The 19,459-nt window shown below is 64.1% G+C and carries 17 protein-coding genes; 11 read left to right on the top strand and 6 right to left on the bottom strand.

Translation table 11 applies throughout. The annotated features are described in order from the left end of the window. Positions 1–89 precede the first annotated feature (89 nt). Both G4X40_RS21310 and G4X40_RS21305 read right to left on the bottom strand, forming a co-directional pair. Positions 90–1,238, bottom strand: a complete 1,149-nt coding sequence (locus G4X40_RS21310; RefSeq protein WP_277835573.1) for a MalY/PatB family protein — start codon at positions 1,236–1,238, stop codon at positions 90–92. Beyond that, positions 1,235–2,002, bottom strand: coding sequence for a helix-turn-helix transcriptional regulator (locus G4X40_RS21305; protein WP_277835571.1), 768 nt, complete (start codon positions 2,000–2,002; stop codon positions 1,235–1,237). The genes G4X40_RS21310 and G4X40_RS21305 overlap by 4 nt, the downstream gene beginning before the upstream one ends. A gap of 201 nt (positions 2,003–2,203) precedes the next feature. On the opposite strand from G4X40_RS21305, the gene G4X40_RS21300 reads away from it, so the two are divergent. The 7 genes from G4X40_RS21300 (at position 2,204) to G4X40_RS21270 (ending at position 7,704) form a co-directional block, all read left to right on the top strand. Then, positions 2,204–3,580 carry an APC family permease gene (locus tag G4X40_RS21300; protein WP_277835569.1) on the top strand — a complete coding sequence of 459 codons (1,377 nt, stop codon included), beginning with the start codon at positions 2,204–2,206 and terminating at the stop codon, positions 3,578–3,580. A 49-nt stretch (positions 3,581–3,629) separates the two neighbouring features. Beyond that, a complete protein-coding gene (locus G4X40_RS21295) occupies positions 3,630–3,932 on the top strand; it encodes a YdhR family protein (RefSeq protein WP_277835566.1) in 303 nt (100 codons plus the stop codon). 26 nt (positions 3,933–3,958) lie between these two features. Beyond that, positions 3,959–4,738 carry an SDR family oxidoreductase gene (locus G4X40_RS21290; protein WP_277835563.1) on the top strand — a complete coding sequence of 260 codons (780 nt, stop codon included), beginning with the start codon at positions 3,959–3,961 and terminating at the stop codon, positions 4,736–4,738. A gap of 122 nt (positions 4,739–4,860) precedes the next feature. Further along, positions 4,861–5,211: a hypothetical protein gene (locus G4X40_RS21285; RefSeq protein ID WP_277835561.1), complete on the top strand. Its 351-nt coding sequence runs from the start codon at positions 4,861–4,863 to the stop codon at positions 5,209–5,211. Next, complete coding sequence (locus G4X40_RS21280) at positions 5,208–6,470, top strand: hypothetical protein (protein WP_277835559.1); 1,263 nt, start codon at positions 5,208–5,210, stop codon at positions 6,468–6,470. Before G4X40_RS21285 ends, G4X40_RS21280 begins: the two co-directional genes overlap by 4 nt. Further along, a complete protein-coding gene (locus tag G4X40_RS21275; RefSeq protein WP_277835556.1) occupies positions 6,467–7,108 on the top strand; it encodes a hypothetical protein in 642 nt (213 codons plus the stop codon). The genes G4X40_RS21280 and G4X40_RS21275 overlap by 4 nt, the downstream gene beginning before the upstream one ends. Then, positions 7,105–7,704 carry an RDD family protein gene (locus G4X40_RS21270; RefSeq protein ID WP_277835553.1) on the top strand — a complete coding sequence of 200 codons (600 nt, stop codon included), beginning with the start codon at positions 7,105–7,107 and terminating at the stop codon, positions 7,702–7,704. Before G4X40_RS21275 ends, G4X40_RS21270 begins: the two co-directional genes overlap by 4 nt. Here the strand turns inward: G4X40_RS21270 and G4X40_RS21265 are convergent. Next, positions 7,673–8,272: a DUF3558 domain-containing protein gene (locus tag G4X40_RS21265; RefSeq protein WP_277835551.1), complete on the bottom strand. Its 600-nt coding sequence runs from the start codon at positions 8,270–8,272 to the stop codon at positions 7,673–7,675. The two genes, G4X40_RS21270 and G4X40_RS21265, sit on opposite strands and share 32 nt — an antisense overlap. Further along, positions 8,269–8,607 carry a hypothetical protein gene (locus G4X40_RS21260; protein WP_277835549.1) on the bottom strand — a complete coding sequence of 113 codons (339 nt, stop codon included), beginning with the start codon at positions 8,605–8,607 and terminating at the stop codon, positions 8,269–8,271. The genes G4X40_RS21265 and G4X40_RS21260 overlap by 4 nt, the downstream gene beginning before the upstream one ends. A 442-nt stretch (positions 8,608–9,049) precedes the next feature. Here G4X40_RS21260 and G4X40_RS21255 point away from each other — a divergent pair, with 442 nt between their 5' ends. Continuing rightward, on the top strand, positions 9,050–10,660 hold the full coding sequence (locus G4X40_RS21255) for a DUF726 domain-containing protein (protein ID WP_277835546.1): 1,611 nt from the start codon (positions 9,050–9,052) through the stop codon (positions 10,658–10,660). On the opposite strand, the gene G4X40_RS21250 is transcribed toward G4X40_RS21255, so the two are convergent. Continuing rightward, positions 10,647–11,390 carry a hypothetical protein gene (locus G4X40_RS21250; RefSeq protein WP_277835543.1) on the bottom strand — a complete coding sequence of 248 codons (744 nt, stop codon included), beginning with the start codon at positions 11,388–11,390 and terminating at the stop codon, positions 10,647–10,649. The two genes, G4X40_RS21255 and G4X40_RS21250, sit on opposite strands and share 14 nt — an antisense overlap. A gap of 1,192 nt (positions 11,391–12,582) precedes the next feature. Between G4X40_RS21250 and G4X40_RS21245 the strand changes: the two genes are divergently transcribed. From G4X40_RS21245 to G4X40_RS21235, 3 genes are all read left to right on the top strand, one after another. Continuing rightward, complete coding sequence (locus G4X40_RS21245) at positions 12,583–14,091, top strand: ATP-binding protein (protein ID WP_277835540.1); 1,509 nt, start codon at positions 12,583–12,585, stop codon at positions 14,089–14,091. 38 nt (positions 14,092–14,129) lie between these two features. Continuing rightward, positions 14,130–17,114 carry a Z1 domain-containing protein gene (locus G4X40_RS21240; protein ID WP_277835538.1) on the top strand — a complete coding sequence of 995 codons (2,985 nt, stop codon included), beginning with the start codon at positions 14,130–14,132 and terminating at the stop codon, positions 17,112–17,114. Between the two features lie 241 nt (positions 17,115–17,355). After that, complete coding sequence (locus tag G4X40_RS21235) at positions 17,356–18,030, top strand: SIMPL domain-containing protein (protein WP_277835534.1); 675 nt, start codon at positions 17,356–17,358, stop codon at positions 18,028–18,030. Between the two features lie 12 nt (positions 18,031–18,042). On the opposite strand, the gene G4X40_RS21230 is transcribed toward G4X40_RS21235, so the two are convergent. Next, positions 18,043–19,449: a sigma-70 family RNA polymerase sigma factor gene (locus G4X40_RS21230; RefSeq protein WP_277835530.1), complete on the bottom strand. Its 1,407-nt coding sequence runs from the start codon at positions 19,447–19,449 to the stop codon at positions 18,043–18,045. Positions 19,450–19,459 lie beyond the last annotated feature (10 nt).

Genomic DNA, 19,459 nt, shown 5'->3' with positions numbered 1-19,459 from the left:
CTCGGGCGACCGCCCTGCAGCAGACGCTGGAAGTCGGAGCCATTGGGGTTGCCCCGGCCTGAGATCGGAGGTTCAGACCGCCCCATCCATCACCCGCCGATCGCAGCGCCCATCGCGGTGATCGCATCGCGGAGCAACGGGCGCGGCATCGCCAGGTTGAGCCGTACATGCCCGGCACCGACCGCCCCGAATGTGGAACCGTCCGACAGTGCCACTCCAGCGTGTTTCATGAAGAACTTCTGCGGGTTCTCAATGCCCAGCCCGCGCATGTCGAGCCAGCTGAAATAGGTAGCCGCCGGACGGGTCGCATCGATGCCCGGAGCCAGCTCGCCGATCAGCTCGAGCGCGGCGTCACGGTTCCCGGCGAGGTAGCCGAGCACCTCCCCCAGCCAATCGGCCCCGTCGCGGTACGCCGCAACGGTGGCGATCGCCCCGAGGACAGCACACCCATGGGACACGTACTCGCGCAAGGGGTTCAACCTTGCGCGATGACCGTCGGCGGTGAGGATCAACTGGGCGCATTTGAGCCCCGCCAGGTTGAACGCCTTTGACGCGGAGGTGGCGGTGAGGGCATGGCCGGCCGCGGTCTCGTTGACCGACGCGTACGGAACATGCGGCACACCGTCGAACGTCAGCGGAGCGTGGATCTCGTCGGCGAAGACCAACCCGTCGTGTGCGGCGACGACACCTGCGATGTCCGCGAGTTCCGTTGGCGTGTAGACCTTCCCGATCGGGTTGTGTGGGTGACAGAGCACGAGCACCCCTCCCCCCTGCCGAAACGCCGCATCGAGACCGGCCAGGTCCACCTGCCACGACCCTCCGTCGCGCAGCATCGGTACCTCGATGACCTTGCGCCCCAGAATCGCCGAGAGCATGAAGAACGGACCATAGGCCGGCGTCATTAGGACAACCTGCGCGTCGGGCGGGGCGATCCGGCTCAACACGATCTCGAACGCGTGGATCACATCCGAGGTCGGCAGGATGCCATCGGCCGCGACCTGCCACCCGTAGCGCACGGACAGCCACTCGCTCGTCGACGCGCTCACCTCCTCCTCCAGCCACGGGGGCGTGTAGCCGACCAGGCCACGATCGACCGCGTCATGCAGCGAGCGGGCGATGGCGGGCGCGACGCCGAAGTCCATCTCGGCTACGAACGCCCCGAGCATGCCCGGATGCTTGGTCCACTTCATCCCACCGGCGGCACGCAGGCACTCGGCGGTGATGTCATCGAAAGTCATTGCTCGTCTCCCGATTCCGGGACGCGCTTGTCCCCGAGTTCATTCAGGTAGTTGTAGATCGTGAACCGCGAGACCTCGAGCGCCTCGGCCACCTGACGGACCGCGCCGCGCAGCTCGAACACGCCGCGGTCGCGCAGGCTCGCCACCACCGCAATCTTGTGCGACTTGCGCATGGAGTCGACGGGCACGCCGATGGCCGCGACCTGACGCGCGATCATCAGGTCGGCGAACGAGTCGATGCCCTCGGTGAAGGCGGCCCGCTCCAGGCTCCGGCTCGTCGCCGGCACCGGCTCGGCGACCCGCGAGCTCGGGGCCGACTCCTCGCGCGGCGGCAGGCCGAGCATCGACGAGACGATGCGATCCACCGAGCGCCACAGCGACATCTCGGTGTTGATGCACAGCGCCGCGACCGCCGTCCCCGACACATCCCGGACGATCAGCGCCGACGATCGGATCCATCGACCGTCCGGGAGGGTGCTCTCGTAGCCGAGGAGCTCGTCTTCCTCCGCGGCGGTGATCCGTTCGACCAGCACTTCCGCCGCCGAACCGCCGACGCTCCGCCCGGTGACCGACCCGCTGATAGCGACGACCGAGTTCGGCAATTTACCGAGGTCGTGCAGCACCACCTCGGTGCCGTGCGGCAGCGCATGGCCGAGCACGTCGACGATCTTCGTCAACAAGATCAGCAGCCGCTCGCCGTCCATCGTGCGGCCAATTGCGCCGAGGCTCGCGCCGAGCGGACTGTCTCCGGTCGTCCCTGTCATCCCCAGGCCCCTCTCCTGTTGGTCGGCCTACACAAAGTTCTACAAGTGTTGCGCCGGATGGGTCAACCAGTGGGACTGATCGCCGACCGGAACCCTCCACATGTGATGGTTGACACTCCGAAGTGTTCACCCCCATACTCCGTGGCAACACATTTCAACACTCATCAACAAGGGGTTGACATGGCGCCTGATGGTCCCGCCGTGGGTGAGGTACACAACCTCAAGCGATCGGTCACGCTGATGCAGGCACTGGGCATCACGTTCCACCAGATCGTCGGGGGCGGCATCCTCGCCATCCTCGGCTCCGCCATCACGTTCACCGGCGGCGGCGTGCCGATCGCGGTCGTCATCACCGCCATCGCGCTGCCGCTGGCGACGATTCCGTACGCCGCGCTGGCCTCCGCGTTGCCCACGGCCGGCGGGATGTACAAGTACGCGGCCCGGATCCTCCACCCGGGGGTGGGATTCCTCAACCTCGGATTCGTCGTCCTGTCGCAGATCACCGTCGGCGTCCTCGGACTAACCGCGGGCGTCTACCTGCAGAGCCTCGCCGGGTGGATCAACCCGCACGCGGTGGCGATCACGCTCATCCTCTTCTTCTTCGTCATCAACCTGCTCGGTGCGTCCTTCTCCGCGCGGATCGGCCTCGTGCTCGCACTGATCATGCTCGTCGGGTACATGACGTTCATCGTCGGCGGATTCCTCCACGTCGACTGGGCGCACTATCCGGCCGTCCTCCCCAACGGTGTCGGTGGACTGCTCCAGGCATCGGCGCTGCTGACCTTCGTCCTCGGCGGCGGCACCTTCGTCGCCGAACTCGGCGGCGAGATGAGGAACCCAGGGCGCACCATCCCCATCTCGATCATCGGCGGCACGCTGTTCGCCGGAGTTCTCTACATCCTGCTCGCGATTCCGGCAGTCGGAGTGCTGCCGATACCCGAGGTCGCGGGGAAGCCACTGACAGTCGTTGCCGAGCAGGTGCTGCCACATCCACTGTTCGTGTTCTTCGTCATCGGTGGCGGCCTGGTCGCCTCACTGGGCACCATGAACTCGTCGATGACCTGGGGTACCAAAGGCCTGTTGATCGCGATCTCCGACGGGTGGTTTCCTGCCAGGTTCGGCGCCGTCAACAAGCGCTTCGGCACGCCGCACTACCTGCTGGTGGCGGTGACCGTGATCGGGCTCGCACCGGTGCTGCTGGGATACGGCATCGAGGAGATCGCCTCGGGCGTCGCGGCGTTCCTCTCGATCGGCTTCATCATCCTGTCCGGCGCCTCGGTGCGGCTGCGCCGGTTGCGTCCGGACCTGTTCGAGGCGGCGTCGTTCCGGCTGCAGTGGGCCGCGCATCTGGTCTGCGCCGCGCTGTCCGTCCCGGTGCTCGGGGTCACCGCCTACCTACTGCTGACCCGACTGTCGGCAGCCACACTCATCGGCCTCGGGGTCTGGTTCGTGGCGTGCGCATGCTGGTACGCCGTGCGTTACCCACGTATCAAGGACGAACTCCGGCAACGCTCCCGAGAACTGCTCGGCCGACAGCCGTCCACGAAGCCCGCGCACACTCCCGTACCCGCGGAGTGACTCGGCGGGGAATCTCAACTGTCACATCACAACACAAAGGAGAACCACCATGGTGATCGTCCGGATGCGCTTCGACAGCAAGCTCAGCGAAGCCGATCAGGAGAAGCTCTCGATCGGCGGACTCGACAAGTTCCGCCAGCTCCCCGGGCTCAAGCAGAAGTACTACGTGCGCAACCGCGATCAGGAGACGGTCGGAGGCATCTACTTCTTCGAGACGAGGGAGGCCGCAGAGGCCTACGTCAACGGGCCGATCGTCGCCAGCGTCGGCGACCGGTTCAAGGCCGAGGGCGCCGTCGAGGTCGAGATCCTCGACATCGAACTGACCCTGCACGACGACTTGTACAGCGCCTGAGTCCGGATCGGCAACGGAGCTTGAGTATGAATGTGTCCGAGCTTTTCCGGCTCGACGGCAAGGTCGCGGTCGTGACCGGCGGCGGTCGCGGCATCGGCAAGATGATCACCGAGGGTCTGCTGTCCGCCGGCGCGACCGTGTACATCAGCGGCCGCAAGGTCGACGAGCTCGAATCCACTGTGGCAGAGCTCGAGTCGATCGGACCGATCCACGCCATACCGGCCGACCTGGGTACGGAGTCCGGAGTCTCAGCGCTGGCAGGTGAACTCGTCAGGCGCGAAGCGGCGATCCACCTGCTGTTCAACAATGCCGGCACCAACTGGGGTGCCCCGCTCGAACAGTTTCCGGCGTCCGCGTGGGACAAGGTGCTCGCGCTCAACGTCAAGGGCGCCTTCCTGCTCACCCAGGCGTTGCTCCCGTTGCTGCGGGCGGCGTCGACGCCGGAGGATCCGGAGCGCGTGGTCATGACCGGAAGTGTCGACGGCCTTCGCGCGCCGGAGCCCGGCTACAACAACTTCTCCTACAGCGCGAGTAAGGCGGCCGTGCACATGCTCACCCAGCAGATGGCCGGCGAGCTGGCCCCGGACATCCTGGTCAACGCCATCGCTCCGGGGCTGTTCGAGTCCAAGATGACAGCCGGGATACTCGCCGTCGGCTCCGACGCGGTCGGTCAGCAGATTCCGCTGCGCCGCATCGGCCGCCCCGAGGACATGGCCGGGATTGCGGTGTTCCTCGCCGGCCGGGCGAGCACCTACCTGACGGGTGCGGTCATCCCGGTGGACGGGGGTGTGTTGGCGACCCGGTGATGGGGGGCGGTGTCGGGGCGTCGCCAGGGTCCCGGTCAGCCCTTGTCGCGCGTTACGATGGGCGGGCCCGCGCTCTCCTCTGAGCAACGGCGGCCGGGGCGCAATACAAGCGGGGGGCTGATTTGGGTGACTTTCTCAGGGCAGATGTTGATGCCCTCGACAAAGCGGTGCAACTACTTCGGGGTTCTGAGCAGGTGCTCACGGATGCAATGAACGCGATGAAAGCGGCCGGCCACGGCGACATCGGCCCCAAGATACTCAACGACGCCGCCGACCGCTTTCAGCGCCGGTGGCACTACGGGTTGGATCGAATCGGCGCGCACGCAAAGGACATGGCGAACGGTGTCTCTCAGTGCCGTGATGCGTACCTTGACGCGGACCAGGCTCTTGCCGAGGCATTGAATCGATCGCGGGGCGCATTGAGCCAGCCCGTCCCCTCGCCTGGTGACGCCGCAGCTGAGCGGGTCCAGTGACACTCGATCCCTATCCCAATCTCGGGTTTGACCCCGTCCCGGGAGCCCCGAATGACGTCGCACTCCTGCGCGGCAAGATCGATGCGTCGGGCGAGTCCGTCCGGGATACGAACGGTGCCCTGAAGCGGCTCCGAAACGGCAGTGACGACGTTTGGAGGGGCGCGGGTGGCGACGGTTTCAGAAGCCACTTCGACACCACACTCGCCCAAGATCTTGGCCACGCACAGCATTCACTCGAGCGCGCGGTGGTCGCGCTCAACGAGTGGCAGTCCGCCTTGACCAACAACCGAGACGTCGCCCGACGCCTGGAAGCAGAGGCCGCTGCCGCCCGGCAGAGAATTGGGCAGGCACAAGCAGCCCTGCGCGAAGCTGAGGCAAACCCCGACCTCACCCTAGCCGACCGAACCTTCTCGGATCCAGTTCAGTTGGGGGTGGCGCAAACTCGCCTCAACGCCGCGGCCGCACGGGTAGATGCAACGGCCAAGGATGTAGCCGATGCACAACGCGAACTCAGTTCGATTATCGAACAGGCGCATGATCTTGCTCACGATCATGACGCTGCCGCAAAAAGAGCCGCCGCCGAACTGGATTCGGCCGCGAAGGACTTCGCCCCAACCCCGCCGCAGAAGCACTGGTGGGACACGATCACCGACGCAGTCAAGGCGGTCGGCGACTGGATCTCTAAACATAAAGAGCTCGTACACAACATTCTGAGCGGGGTGGCGGCGGTCGGCGCATTCGTCGCACTACTCACCCCGCCACCGTTCGACCTGATCGGCATGGCCGTCGGAATTGCCGCCAGCGCGGCAAACGTGGGGCTCGATTTCAACGACCCGAAGGTTCGTCGCGATCTTGCCGATTTCGGTAAGGGACTCGGCAGCGGCGACTTCCGGACCGAGGACCTCGGATCTCTCGCCAAAGTCGGGCTGGATGGCCTAGGCCTTGCGCCTGGAGTTGGCGCCATCAAGGGTGTTGCGTCGATGGGGAAGCTCGCCGACGAAGCCGCCGCAGCAGGTCGGGCGGCGCCAACACTGTCCAGCGTGCTGTCAGATGCCGCACATGCGCCAGGATTCTCGACGAAGGTTATCGACAGAGCCTTGACAGTGCTGAAGGTACCCGAACCCACCCTCGGCGTCGGCGTGCACGCGGCTCCAGAACTAGCGAAGATGAACCGTCACGACACGATCGAACTCGCATGGCGAGGCAGGGCCGTGATCTCGCAGGGCTACGACGACGTCAGGGATTGGCTCAAGTCATGACGTTTGACACCCGCGATGTGACCGTGGCGCTCAGCATCCCCGCCGGATTCGTCCCCCTTCCGTTGACTGACGTCGACAGCAGCATCGTGAACGCGGCAAAACTGTTGGATGACGTCGACAGGCCCGGCGTTGTATCCGCTGCCAGTCAGATCCTGCCCGCACTGGGCGCGTGCCTTCACGCGCTCGCCAAGGATCGAGTCCGATACTGCGGCCTTGGAAGCCACTCCTTCGGTGACACGGTTGTCACCTCGATACTCACTGTCGTCGTCTACGACACGGGCGGCGACACCGAGAACCCCCGGCTTGTCGTGAAGAACCTCGCCGAATCCAAGGTTGAGTCAAGCGACAAAGGGGATCTGCAGGTGATCGAGATCGACAAGCGACCGATGATGTTCTTCGAACGCATCAGAGACCTGCCGGTGCCGGATTTTCCCGGGAACCCGGCCGACGGAAAAACAACACCTGTATTCCAACTTGAGGCGGCGGTGACGACAAGCGACGGCTCCGCCATCGCCGCGATCGAGTTCTCCACGATGTTCGCCGAACACGGGCCACACTTCCGGCAGATGATCGTCAGCACGGCCCGCTCGATCGATATTCAGATCCAGAAGGCCCCGGGGAGCGTGCTGAACCTATGAACGACGGTCGTCACGGTAAGGACCAGCACGACCGAGCGCGGACCGCACCGCAGCAAATCCGGTCGATCGATACATTTCGCCGACTCGACGAACAAGAAGTGAGGCACGGCGACGCAGGTGACTCTCGATATCCGTCGGCGACGGGACTGCGCACGGCTTCGGCGTTCGTCCTCGACTGCATCCTTCACGCAGCTCCGATGGTCGCGCTGTTTGTACTGATCACGCAGGGCTCCTCACTCGCTGCGCAGTTTCCGCAGTTGAAACTGTGGGCAGTGATTTCCTGGCCCATACTGTCGTTCGTCGACCGCGTCGTCATCCAACGGATTCTTCACGCAACCGTCGGAAAGGCCCTGTTCGGGCTCGTCGCCATCCGACCCAGGGATGGAAGGTGGCCTACATCTTTCGACCTGACGAAATCGTGGCTGCTCGGCATCGTCTGGTCCTTGGCGCTGGCCATAAGCGTCTTCGGCAACTACACCGGCGGCAGCAATGGGCGCTTCTGGGATCCGATGCCATCGACTGTTCGGCACAAGGATGTCATCGCCAATTCGGTAGGTCCCGCGGTCACGCACCCGGGGGCAAGATCGACGCGATGATCTGCGCGGTGCCTTCGATCCCGTCACACACGTCCAATCCCGACTTCTGCGCCTTCTCCCGTTGGAACCGGTCGAGCATTACCTCGCCGTAGGAGGTGCTGAACGCCAGCGTGCAGATCTGCGTTCGGCTCGGGTCACGCGCGATCCAACCGGCGCGTCCGTCAACAGTGATGGGCGTGACCACCTTCGTCGGTGAATCGCGCTTCTGCTGCGTTTCCTGCTCGGTTGTCGTGATGTTGCCCGAGGATATCCCCAGGCTGTACATCTCGGAGTGGAACCCGCAAGACATGAATGTGTAACTGCCACCACGGAAGTCGGAGTTGTCCTTATATCCGGGGTCGTAGCCCATCTTGGCCACGGTGCCAGGCTGGATGTCATTACACGGATCGAACATGATCTGCGGTCGACCTGAATCGTCAGTCAGTCGCGGAGTCGGTGTGGAAACGGACTGCGCGTTCGCCGAACTCGCACTGGTCGATCCGGCCACACTCTGACCGGTCGTCGCCGACGCACACCCGGCGACTGACAGTGCAAGCCCGAGCGCAGCACAGCCGACCAGCGCCCTCACGCCTGCAGATCCCTCTGGATACCACCGAGCGCATCGGCGAACTGCGCCTCCATCTCGGCGAAGCCCTGTCCGCCGGCAGCGAAGTTGTCACGCATCCGGATCGCGACCTCCCGGAACTGCATCAGCCGCGCGTAGACGGAATCCGGCCTCCCCCGAGCCTTGTCTGCGAACCCCTGCATCAGCTGCTGCGCGGATACCAGGATCCCGCCCGCACCGGCGAGGCTCGTGAGATCGTCAACCCTGCGAATCTGGTCGTCCAGGCAGTCGATCAGCTCCTGCGTCGCCGTGACGCACTGCTGGACCGCCTCTGGACTGAGCTTGAGCGCTTTCCCCATGGATCCCCCCTAAGGCCGCCGAATCTATCAGCCACGGCCTGCAGCGATGCCGATGCCTGGCCGGGTTCCCCTCCGGCGGTCGGTGTTCCGCGTCCTGACCACAGCATCCGAGTACGCCACCCAACAGGAGACAGGAGAGGTTCGACGCCCTGTCTGCGACAGCGATCACCGTTCATTCGACTGAATGACAACGCTCCGACACAGCCGGGAACGGACCACCCAGCGTCCCGATTCCGTCGTACGATTCTTTCGATCAGTCGAACGCCTCCGTGATCTCGCGGCCGTTCGGCACGGGGTGGCGCGCACGAGGGAGCTCGGATGAACCTGCGGGGAGATGACGCATATCCGCGTCCCGCAATCCGTAGCGCTGCGACTCGACGCCGCAGCTACCGGCGCAACCTCGACAGGTACCAGGCGGGAGCAACCCTTGACATCTGACGCTGTGACCTTCAAGCCCGTGTCGCACGACGGGATGATCTGCGAGGTTCGCTCGCCGATGGGCCTGCTCCTGCGGCTCACCGGCGCCATCGAAGACATCGAGCCCACGACCGAGGGCGACGCGGCGATGCTCGCCAACCGCGCGCTCATCCACAACGCGTGGGCCTATGCGAAGAACGAGAAGCTGTTCCGCAAGTTCAAGACTCCGGAGAAAAAGGAGAGCCACCGCAGGACGGCCGACGCCCACGCGACGACTGCCGAGAAGATCGCCGGGCTGATCGATGGATTGGGCCACACGACCCGCTCTGGCTGGTGCTCGGCCTGCTACACCCTCAGCGATCACAACAAGGTCGAGACCGGTCTGACGAGCGTGCCCGCGTACCTCTGCGTCACCTGCGGCTCACCCACGCTCAAATGCGCCGCCCCGCACTGCAAACACATGGCGACTCGCGGTCACGGGTCGCTTCGTGTGCCACGCTTCTGCGCTGAGCACCGCCACGAGTTGCCCAGCTTCGAGAAGTCATCCGACAAGATCGCCAGGCTGGAGGATTACGAGGAGCTCCGCGTATTCGATAGTCATAACCTCAGGCGCGGCTCGCAATTCGCCATGGCCGGCGTCGTAGCCGCGGGCGTGGTGGGTACCGGGGGAATCCTCGCCGCCCCGGCGATCGGTGGGGCAATAGGCACCATCGTCGGTGGATACTCGGGCGCCGCCGCGACGAGCTACGGCCTGGCGCTGCTGGACGGAGGCAGCATCGCTGCAGGTGGCCTCGGCATGGTCGGTGGCACATACGTCGTCGTGGCGGGTGGTGCGGCATTGGGCGGCGCACTCGGCGCGAGCATCACCAATGCGTATGTCAGCGAAGACAAGTCCTTCGCCATCGAGAAGTTCCGGGACGGCCCAGGCATTCCGGTCATCGTCGCACGGGGCTTCACCACCGAGAACGACCCCTACTGGAGCTCTGCCATGCAGATGGTCGAGCGCAGGTATCCGGACTCGCCGATCTATCGACTGCACTGGGGAAGCAAGGAACTCAAGAAACTGGGCGCCTTCGCACTCAAGGAGATGGGTGCGCGAGGCGGCATGCACGTTGTCGTCGATGCCGCGGCGCAAGCTGGCAAGATAGCCGCCAAGAAGCTGAACGTGGTTGCACCAGCACTCATGGCCACCAACCTCGCAAAGAACCCGTGGCACACTGCCGTCGTTCGCGCCGACCGCACCGGCGTGGCGCTCGCCGGCATCCTCGCCCGCACCAAGGAGGACAGCGTCATCCTGGTCGGCCACAGCCTGGGAGCCCGCGCCATGATCACCGCCGCGGAGACCCTGGGGACCAGCGAGGACGCGCCGCGCATCGACGCCGTCCACCTACTCGGTGCGGCCGAGGGCAAGAAGGGCGACTGGCGGCCGCTGAGTGAGGCGGTCCACGGCACCGTCAACAACTACTTCTCGAGCAACGACACCGTGCTCAAGTACCTGTACAAGGTCGCCCAGGTGGGAAGTGTCGCGGTCGGGTTGGGCGGGTTCGGCAGCAAGTACTCGAACATCAAGGACCGCGATGTGTCCGCGAAAGTGGGCGGGCACTCGGACTACTTCGACAACGTCAAGCTCGTGTAACAGCGACGCCCGGCGCAAGTTCGTCGATTCGCCGGGCGAGCACAGCGATCGCTTCCTGCCGCCACTCCTCATCCTGCAGCTGTACACGAGCGGCGTCACTGAGTCCAGCGGCAAGGTCGTCACGCCTCACCAAAGCACGGACCTGCTGGTGGCTCGGCGACGCCAGGTCGACACCGGGCGGCGCGTCGATTCTCCACCATCCGCTGCGACGCAGTGCAACCCACGGATCTGCCGGGTTCGGCGCCGAGTCGGCGACGGCGTAGGGCGACAACAGCTCGGCGAGTTCGGGGCGAACCTTCGACAGCGGGACCGGAGCATGCTGCGATTCGGGGCCGTCAACCGCCCACCGGAGCACCACAAACTTGTAGGCCGCGCCCCTGCCGCCGGCCGTGAACACCTTCGTCGTCTCCAGCTCCCACAACAGCCCACCGCGAGCGCCCTTTTCGCCGTTGTCGACGACGAAGCCCAAGTTTCGCAGGCATTCGGCAACAGTCGCTAGCCCACCCGAAAACTCCGAGCTGTCGACGAATCGTCCGGTCGCATAGCCGTGGGCGACACCGGCGATCGCCTTCGAGTCGTAGAACCGGCCTTGGTAGACCACTCGGAAATTACGTGCCTCGGCGAATCGTCTGCGGCGCAGGAACTCCGCCTGACCCAGCTCGTCGAACTCCCTGATTGCGTCAAGAACGGATTGACGCGTTACCAATGCAAGATTCACCGACGAGGCCACGCGTTTGACCGTAGCCGAGCCAGCCCGCCAAGCGGAAACACAACCCAGCCAGTGGTTTGCGGCGAGCTCAACTCACCTATGCGGAAGTTCGTTCATTCGACAGATACCCGACACGGCGCGGACTCAGCGATACTCGTTGCCTGCAGTCGACGACAGCTTGCGTCGGCGCGGAAGCGAAGGAGTTCACAATGCGCAGCAAATCAATCAACGCGCTTGTATACCTCGGTCTCGCCGCTGCGCTGTTCGCCGGCGGCTGCGCCGACAAACACCTCAGCGGGCTCCCGGTCGCCGCCTCCTCGGCGCGAGCAACCACCAGTCCGGCCCCCACCGCACCTCCCCCGGCGGCCCTGCCTTCCACCCCGCCTGTAGCGCAACCAACCCCGCCAGCCGAGGCTATCGAGACTTCGGAAGCACCGGCAACGGTCGATTGCAGTCAGCCGATGCCGGCCCCCACAAACCAGTTCGGCGCGACACTCTCGAGTGGGACCAGCATCTGCGCGACAGTCGCCGGATGTCCAGACATCAGCGAGAACTACGAGCCAGGCACTACGCGGATGTCCGATGGCACGTTCATGTACACGCAGGACTGCAACGACGAGTTCTTCCGCCAGAAGTCGGCACGTGAAGCCACCTCCGCTCCTCCCGTCCCTGACCCTCCGTCCGGCACCACCAGCGACCGCGGCTATTCATGCACACCGGACGGATGCGTTTGGCCCGACGGATCCCCCGTGATCGGCGCAGACCGCTGCGGCCGGGGGTGCGGCGAGCCCCCGACCTCGGGTGACCGTCAATCTGAGAGCGGGTGCGAAATGGGCATTCTCGACGACGAGACATGCACGCGATTGCGTTACTAGAAGGAATCCATGGCAGTGGGCCCACAGCAGCACCAGACTGTTCGAGCGCTGAGACTACCGGCGTCGTCGTGTTCCTCGACCGCAGCTTGGTCGCCATCTGACCACCCGCAGTCGGTTGTCAGCCGAACGGATGACGAGACGTAACGCCTCGAAGCGGGGCAACGAACGCCATCGAGCAACAGGTGGTTGGAACCGCGTAACGTGATACGCGGTTAGCGCAGTATTATCTTGCCTACCTTGATAACTCGCGTGTGCGGACCATCGAACACGAGGAGATTCATCCGGGCGACGGCGGTAACGCAGACGAGCATTCAGCAGCAATACGATGAGGAGGCCCGGTGGCAACCGACAACGACGTCGTCGACACCATCCAGCTCAAGCCCGACGCGAGATTGGTCAAGAGCCTCGGGGCTCATCACACCCTCGAATCTGCCATCGCGGATCTGGTCGACAACTGCCTCGACGCGGGGGCTGATCGTATCTCGATCCGATTGCTCACCAAGGACGACAGCCTCGTTCAGGTCGAGGTTGTCGACAATGGAAAGGGCATGGGCCCGAGCGCAATCGACAAGGCGATGACGCTGGGCCACCGCCGTGATTACGGCGCCGATGATCTCGGCCACTTCGGTGTCGGTATGAAGGCCGCATCGTTCAGCCACAGCGATGTCCTCACCGTCTGGTCGTCCACAATCGATGAGGCACCCGTTGGTCGCCGGATCAGACGTGCCGACTTCTCGAAGGACTTCTCGTGCGAACGCTTGTCCAACAGAGCAACGGCCGCCGCACGGCGCCGTCGCAAAGAGGTTGTCGGCTCCACCCATGGCTCGACCGTCGTGTGGACGTCCATACGCGCCACCTACCGCGGGGCGAACGCGGACGAGGCTCGTACGTGGATGGCAAACGTCGAGCGTGACCTCCGTTCCCACCTGGGTGTGACTTTCCACCGCCTCATCGAGAAGAACGCGCTGACCATCGACATCCTGGTCGACGAACTGGCGTACGCGGAGGAGGCCATCGGGACACCGGTCAAGCCGATCGACCCGTTCGGATACGCGAACACTGGGCGCCCCGGCTACCCCAAGAAGATCACGGCCAAGTCCGGCACCCAGTCCTTCGAGTTGACGTGTCACATCTGGCCACCGAAGACGGACATCCCGGGATTTCGGATCCTCGGCAAGTCGGGCGACAGTTTCCAAGGCTTCTACGTCTACCGAGCCGATCGCCTGCTACAAGTGGGTGGCTGGTCCGACGTGGCGAACCGATCCCCCCAACGCCAGTTGGCGCGAGTGGTTCTCGACGACGCCAAGGCGATCGGCACATTCCTGACCATGAACTCGGAGAAGTCCGGTCTGCGCTTCGAACCGATCTTCAAGGACGCGCTCTCCCACGCAACTGCACGCGACGGCACCACATTCGACGACTTCCTCGCCGACGCCGAAGCGACCTATGCCGACGGAAATCGACGCACCCGCAAGCGACAGCCGGTCATCACCCCGGATCGCGGATTCGCTCCCGGCCTGCGCCGGGCCGTCAAGAACGAGCTTCCCCTGAAGCGGTCCGACTCGCTCACGGTTCAGTGGAAGCGTCTACCGACGGGCGAGTTCATCGACGTCGACTTTGGCAACAAGATTCTGTGGCTCAATCAACGCTATCGGCACCTGCTGTCGCCGGGCGGCGGAAGCCTCAACGACGCACCGCTCGTGAAGGCGCTGTTGTTCCTGCTCACGCACCACGTCTTCGAGGGCGCCCATCTCGGCCCGAAGGACAAGGACAACATCGCGCTGTGGCGCGCGGTTCTCGGGGCAGCAATCGAGGTCGAGGCGACGATGCGAAGCAGCAACGATTGACCGTCGAAGGAACCCGTACGAGTACCCGTGGAGGACGAATGACAACAGTGCTTCCCATCGATCAGAACCTGGCCACTGCGCTCCGCAACGCTCTTCCCGGATTTGCCGAACAAGAGCCTCGGGCTCTGTTTCCTGTGCTGCTGGCTTTCTCGGGTGAGGACTTCTCGGAAGCCGATCTCGTCCGTTTCCTTGAGCACGCACCGACCGACAGCAACGCAATGATCGGATTGCGGCTGGCGTTCGCGAAATGGGATGCCAGCTCCGCATTCACACTGGTGGCCGCGGACGGCACCGAGGCCGTCGCCGGAACGGTCACCCGTCGGCAAGCGGTCGTCGCCGCACTCGGGTTGTCGACGGCGTTCGAGGAGTTCCTTCGGACAGTGATCCCGGTTTACCGGGAGGGCACTGTCGTTATCTCGAAGGAGTTCGAACCGTGGTACGAGAAAGCTCGCGGACAGCGCAGCAGCCTCTACTGGACCAACTACAAGAGCTACCTTGCCGAGGTAAAGGGGTGGGAGGCGTCGTCCATCACCACTCTGGACCAGAGCAGCGACTCGATTGTCGAGCGCCTCACCGATCCAACTCGCAGTGAGGTCAAGCAGACGAAAGGGCTAGTGGTCGGATACGTCCAGAGCGGCAAGACCGCGAACTTCACGGGCGTCATCGCCAAGGCGATCGATGCCGGCTACCGGCTTGTGGTTGTCATGACCGGCACCATCGAAATCCTCCGTGCCCAGACCCAGCGTCGGATCGATATGGAGCTCATGGGTGTCGAGAACGTTCTTGCGGGACAGGACCCGACCGACCCCGCTGTAGCGAAGGGTCTGGACTACCAGCAGGACGAGGACTGGCTCGCGAACAGGTTCGTCCGCCACACCGACGTCGCGCTCGACCAGCCCGGCGTCGCACGCATTCGTCGGGTCACCACACATCACTCCGACTACAAGAGCCTGCCCCAGGGTATGTCGCAGCTGCGCTACGAGCGGCACGACAAGACGAAGCCGCTCCATGCCCCTGAGAACCTCTTCCATACCGACGCCTACGTCGTTGTCGTGAAGAAGAACTCGGCGCCGCTCAAGAAGCTCATCAAGGACCTCAAGCCACTCCAGTCGCTGTTGAGTGAACTGCCGGCGCTGATAATCGACGACGAGTCGGATCTCGCATCGGTCAACACCAAGGACCCGAAGAAGTCCAAGGTACGCACGACGATCAACGAACTCATCACCGAGATGATCCAGATAGTCCCCCGCGCTCAGTACATCGGATATACGGCAACTCCGTTCGCCAACGTCTTCATCGACCCCGACGATGAGCGAGACCTATTCCCCTCGGACTTCGTCCTTTCACTTCCCCGACCTGCTGGATACATGGGAGTCCAGGAATTCCACGATATCGATTCGGGCCGGGAGAACGTTCCGAAAACGGTAGCGACATCGAACGAACTGGCCTACGTGCGCCCACTCGAAGGCGATCCCGACTCCGACGAGGACCGCCGCAAGGCCGAGCTGCGCGAGGCATTGGACGCCTGGGTCCTGAGCGGAGCGATTAAGAAGTATCGCGAGTCCGCGCACATCAATACTGGACCGAAAGCCGGCCAGAAGACCTACCGCCATCACACGATGCTTGTTCACGAAGAGACCGGCAACGCCGCCCACTACGATGCGGCCATACTCGTCCGCTCACTGTGGAACACAGGTAAGTTCACCTCGGGCGAGGGACTCTCGCGTCTGCGTCGACAGTTCGACAACGACTTCCTCCCGGTCATGCGGGGTCGCGCCGACGGCCCGGTGCCTGTGACGTTTGACGAGATCAAGCCCTACATCGCGACGGCGTACGCGGAGATGACGAGCGGCGGCAATGACCCGATCCTCATCGTCAACTCGGATACGAGCGTTCAGAGCCAGCAGCAAGCCCTCGATTTCGATGCCGGCAAGGTGTGGCGTGTTCTAGTCGGTGGTACGAAACTGAGCCGCGGATTCACCGTCGAGGGGCTCACCGTCTCCTACTTCCGCCGCAAGGCCGGCCAGGCCGATACCCTCATGCAGGCCGGCCGATGGTTCGGCTTCCGTGATGGGTACCGCGATCTCGTGCGCCTCTATATCCGGCGCGACAACCAAGCTGATCTCTACGAGGCCTTCGAGGCACTTCTCCTCGACGAGGAAGCCTTCCGCGACGAACTCGGAAAGTACGCAGGGGTCGACGAAGACGGCAAGCCCATCGTCGAGCCACGACAGATTCCGCCACTCGTCAGCCAGCATCTGCCGTGGCTAAAACCCACGGCGCGCAACAAGATGTTCAATGCCGTGGTCGCGTCGCGTGGCTCTGTCGGCACCTTCCACCAGCTGTCATCGATTCCGTCACGGACGCAGAAGGCCGAGAATCAGGCGAATCTAGACACTGTGATCATCCCGCTGCTCGCACGCGCGACTCAGGACGCAGAGCTTCCGTACACCGACAATGGGGCCCGGCTGTCGCAGCCCGTCAAACTCGGAATCATCCCTGCAGCGGATTTCCTCGCCCTCTTCGACCAGCTTTCCTGGCACGCCGACTATTCGAGTGTCATCAATCCCCTTCGTGCCTTCATCTCCTCGGCGACAGAGAAGGCACGGATCGAAGACTGGGCGATTGTGTGGCCGCAGCGCCACACCCCGGGACGTACCCTCGGGTTTGGCGAGCTCGACGTCGCGGCGCCGGTGTTCAAGCGCGCACGTCGTGCCGCCCCACGTATCGACTTCACCGGTGAGAGCAAGAGGAACATCCTTGCTGCCGGACCGATCTCGGAAGGAACGAACGTCGCGCCCATCGGTCGCAGCGACAAACGCGGGGTCGTCATCATCTCGCTCGTTGCTGATCAGGCCGACGATAACGAGAAGACTCCTGTCACCCGCGAGGACGTTGTCGGACTCATTTCCCTCCGTGTTCCTGATCGATCCGTCCGCAGCAAACGTGACCTCATCCAATACACCGTTGTTGTCGCGGACAAGTCGGACCAGGTTACGGTCGAGGACTCTGACAGGATCTGAGTCACGTCACCTCGCACGAGGACCTTGACCCGTGCTCGCGTTGAGTACAGCGTGTCCTCCATGGCGCCCGCGCCAGCGCCCATGCAGGGGCCGTCACCGCACCGCCCGCGGCCGTACAAGCGGCCGCTGGCGCGGATCCCTAAGCTGTGGAATTCCCTCGGACCCACCCATCCCTGCGGAACTGTCCCGGGTCAATGTCCCCTCACATTCGCACCTCGCCCTGCTGGCACACTACTGAGCTATGCACACCAGCCCTGTCACCGTCACCGTCACCGTCGCCGGACACGGCGAAGCCACGTATGCGCCTGAACGTTGCACGATTTCGCTGTCTGTCCAGTTCGATGGCCCCACCGCCGAACGTGCAGGGGCGCCGACCGCCCAACTCGTCCAGGAGCTGAGCCGCAAGATCACGGCACTCCATGACAGCGCGCACGGTCCCGTCAATTGGTGGTCCCTCGACCAGACCAGGCAGTCTCGACACCGACCGTACAATTCGGACGGCGAGCAGCTGCCGTACGTCTATCGAGCTTCGGCAGCCATCGAAGTGAAGTTCAGCAGGCTCGCCGCAATCGACGCCTTCGTTAGTTCGCACTCCAGCACCGAAGGGGTAAGCATTGGGCATTTCGACTGGGCGCTGACGACCCGCAGTCGAGCCAAACACGTCATGCAGGTGCGCGATCTCGCTGTGCGTGACGCAATGGCGAAAGCGAAAACCTACGCAGCCAGTATCGGTCGCAGCACAATCAACCCCGTGGCCATCGCCGATCGCGGAATGTTGGGCGTCGGGGCGAGCGGTGGCAACTCGATGGGTGCTCGCGCATATCAGGCCGGGGGCTCCGGAGATGACTCCTCGAGAATCAAGCCGGAGAACATCACGCTCCAAGCTGAAGTGCATGCACGATTCGAGGCTTGGTGACGGGGCTGTCCCCTATTCGATCAGGTCGAGGTAGGTCCACAGCGCGTCCGCCAGCCCGCTCTCTTCTCGAAGTCGTTTCATTGTCTTGGCCTCGATCTGACGGATCCGCTCTCGGGTGACGCCGTAGATCCGGCCGATCTCGTCAAGGGTGCGCGGCTCCCCGTCCAGCGTTCCCGCCTCGAGCCCGTGCCACGAGCCGGGGAGTCGGCTGACGAATCCCTGTCGTAGCGCGATCACGGCTGCTTCACGGTCGGTGAGAAAGCCGAACATCGCCTCCAGCTCGCGGCGAAGTCCATCCCGAAAGATCACTTCGAGACCCTCGACGGCCTCGTCTTCAATGTCGAACTTCGGTTCATCCGTCGCCGCGGGCGACGGCACCCCCATCTCTGAACCGATCACGCTGTCAAGGCTTTCCACAGGGATCGACCAGCTATCCAGCTGGCGAACCTTGTCGACATCCATGTCAGCGGCAACCGCGATCTCCGAGTCGGTCGCCTCACGACCTCCGATTTCCTCGGACTCGTCGCGCAACCTGTTGAGGCGGATGACATCATCGACCACGTGGACCGGCAGCCGCACGCTCCGCGCCTTGTCTGCAATGCCGCGTGTGATCGCCTGCCTGATCCACCACGTTGCGTAGGTTGAGAACTTGTTGCCTTGCGCGTAGTCGAACTTCTCGACTGCCCGCATCAGGCCGGTGTTGCCGTCCTGGATGAGGTCGGGAAGATCGAGTCCGCGGCCCTGGTACGCCCGCGCGGAATGGACGACGAGTCGAAGGTTCGCCTCGATCAGGTGGTTTCGAGCTCGGGCACCGTCGCGGACAAGCCAGCGGAGATCCCCACTTACGGAAGCAGGAAGTGTCTCACCTCGTTCCTCCGCCGCAGTTAGTAGTTCGTCCGCGTAGAGGCCCACCTCGATGCGCTGAGCGAGTTCGACCTCCTCCTCGGCTCCGAGCAGGTCAATCCGCCGTATGCGCGTCAGGTACCAGTCGACAGTGTCGACGGCCGGCGGATCGTCTTCCTCCTGCAAATCGACGTGGTCGATCAGAATTCCCTGACGCGGCGGCCGCGACCGCCTCGGGAACACCTCCCGCACCTCGACACCGAGATCAGTGAACGACGCGACCAACTCGTCGAGCACCGCGCCGCCGGCACCGAACCGCACCCCACCCGGGCCGTCGCACACGGTGCCGGTGCACCGTACCCGGCCACTGTCACCTCGCGCGAGGACGTGTGCGCACGCCGGGCGCGCGGTGGCGCCACGGAACACGGTCAGCATCTCGATCGCGCGCAAGGGTGCGCGACGGGGATCGGTCGCGTGCCGGAATCCAGCACTCGCAGGTAGGTTCTCGCGGGTGATCCACACGAATCCGTCGTGGAGGATCAGCTGCCCGTCATCACCCTCGAACTTCACGAACACGGCCGGCCCC

The sequence above is a fragment of the Speluncibacter jeojiensis genome (assembly GCF_029589495.1).
Classification (GTDB): Bacteria; Actinomycetota; Actinomycetes; order Mycobacteriales; family Mycobacteriaceae; genus Speluncibacter; species Speluncibacter jeojiensis.
This window is presented reverse-complemented; position numbering and strand designations above follow the sequence as displayed.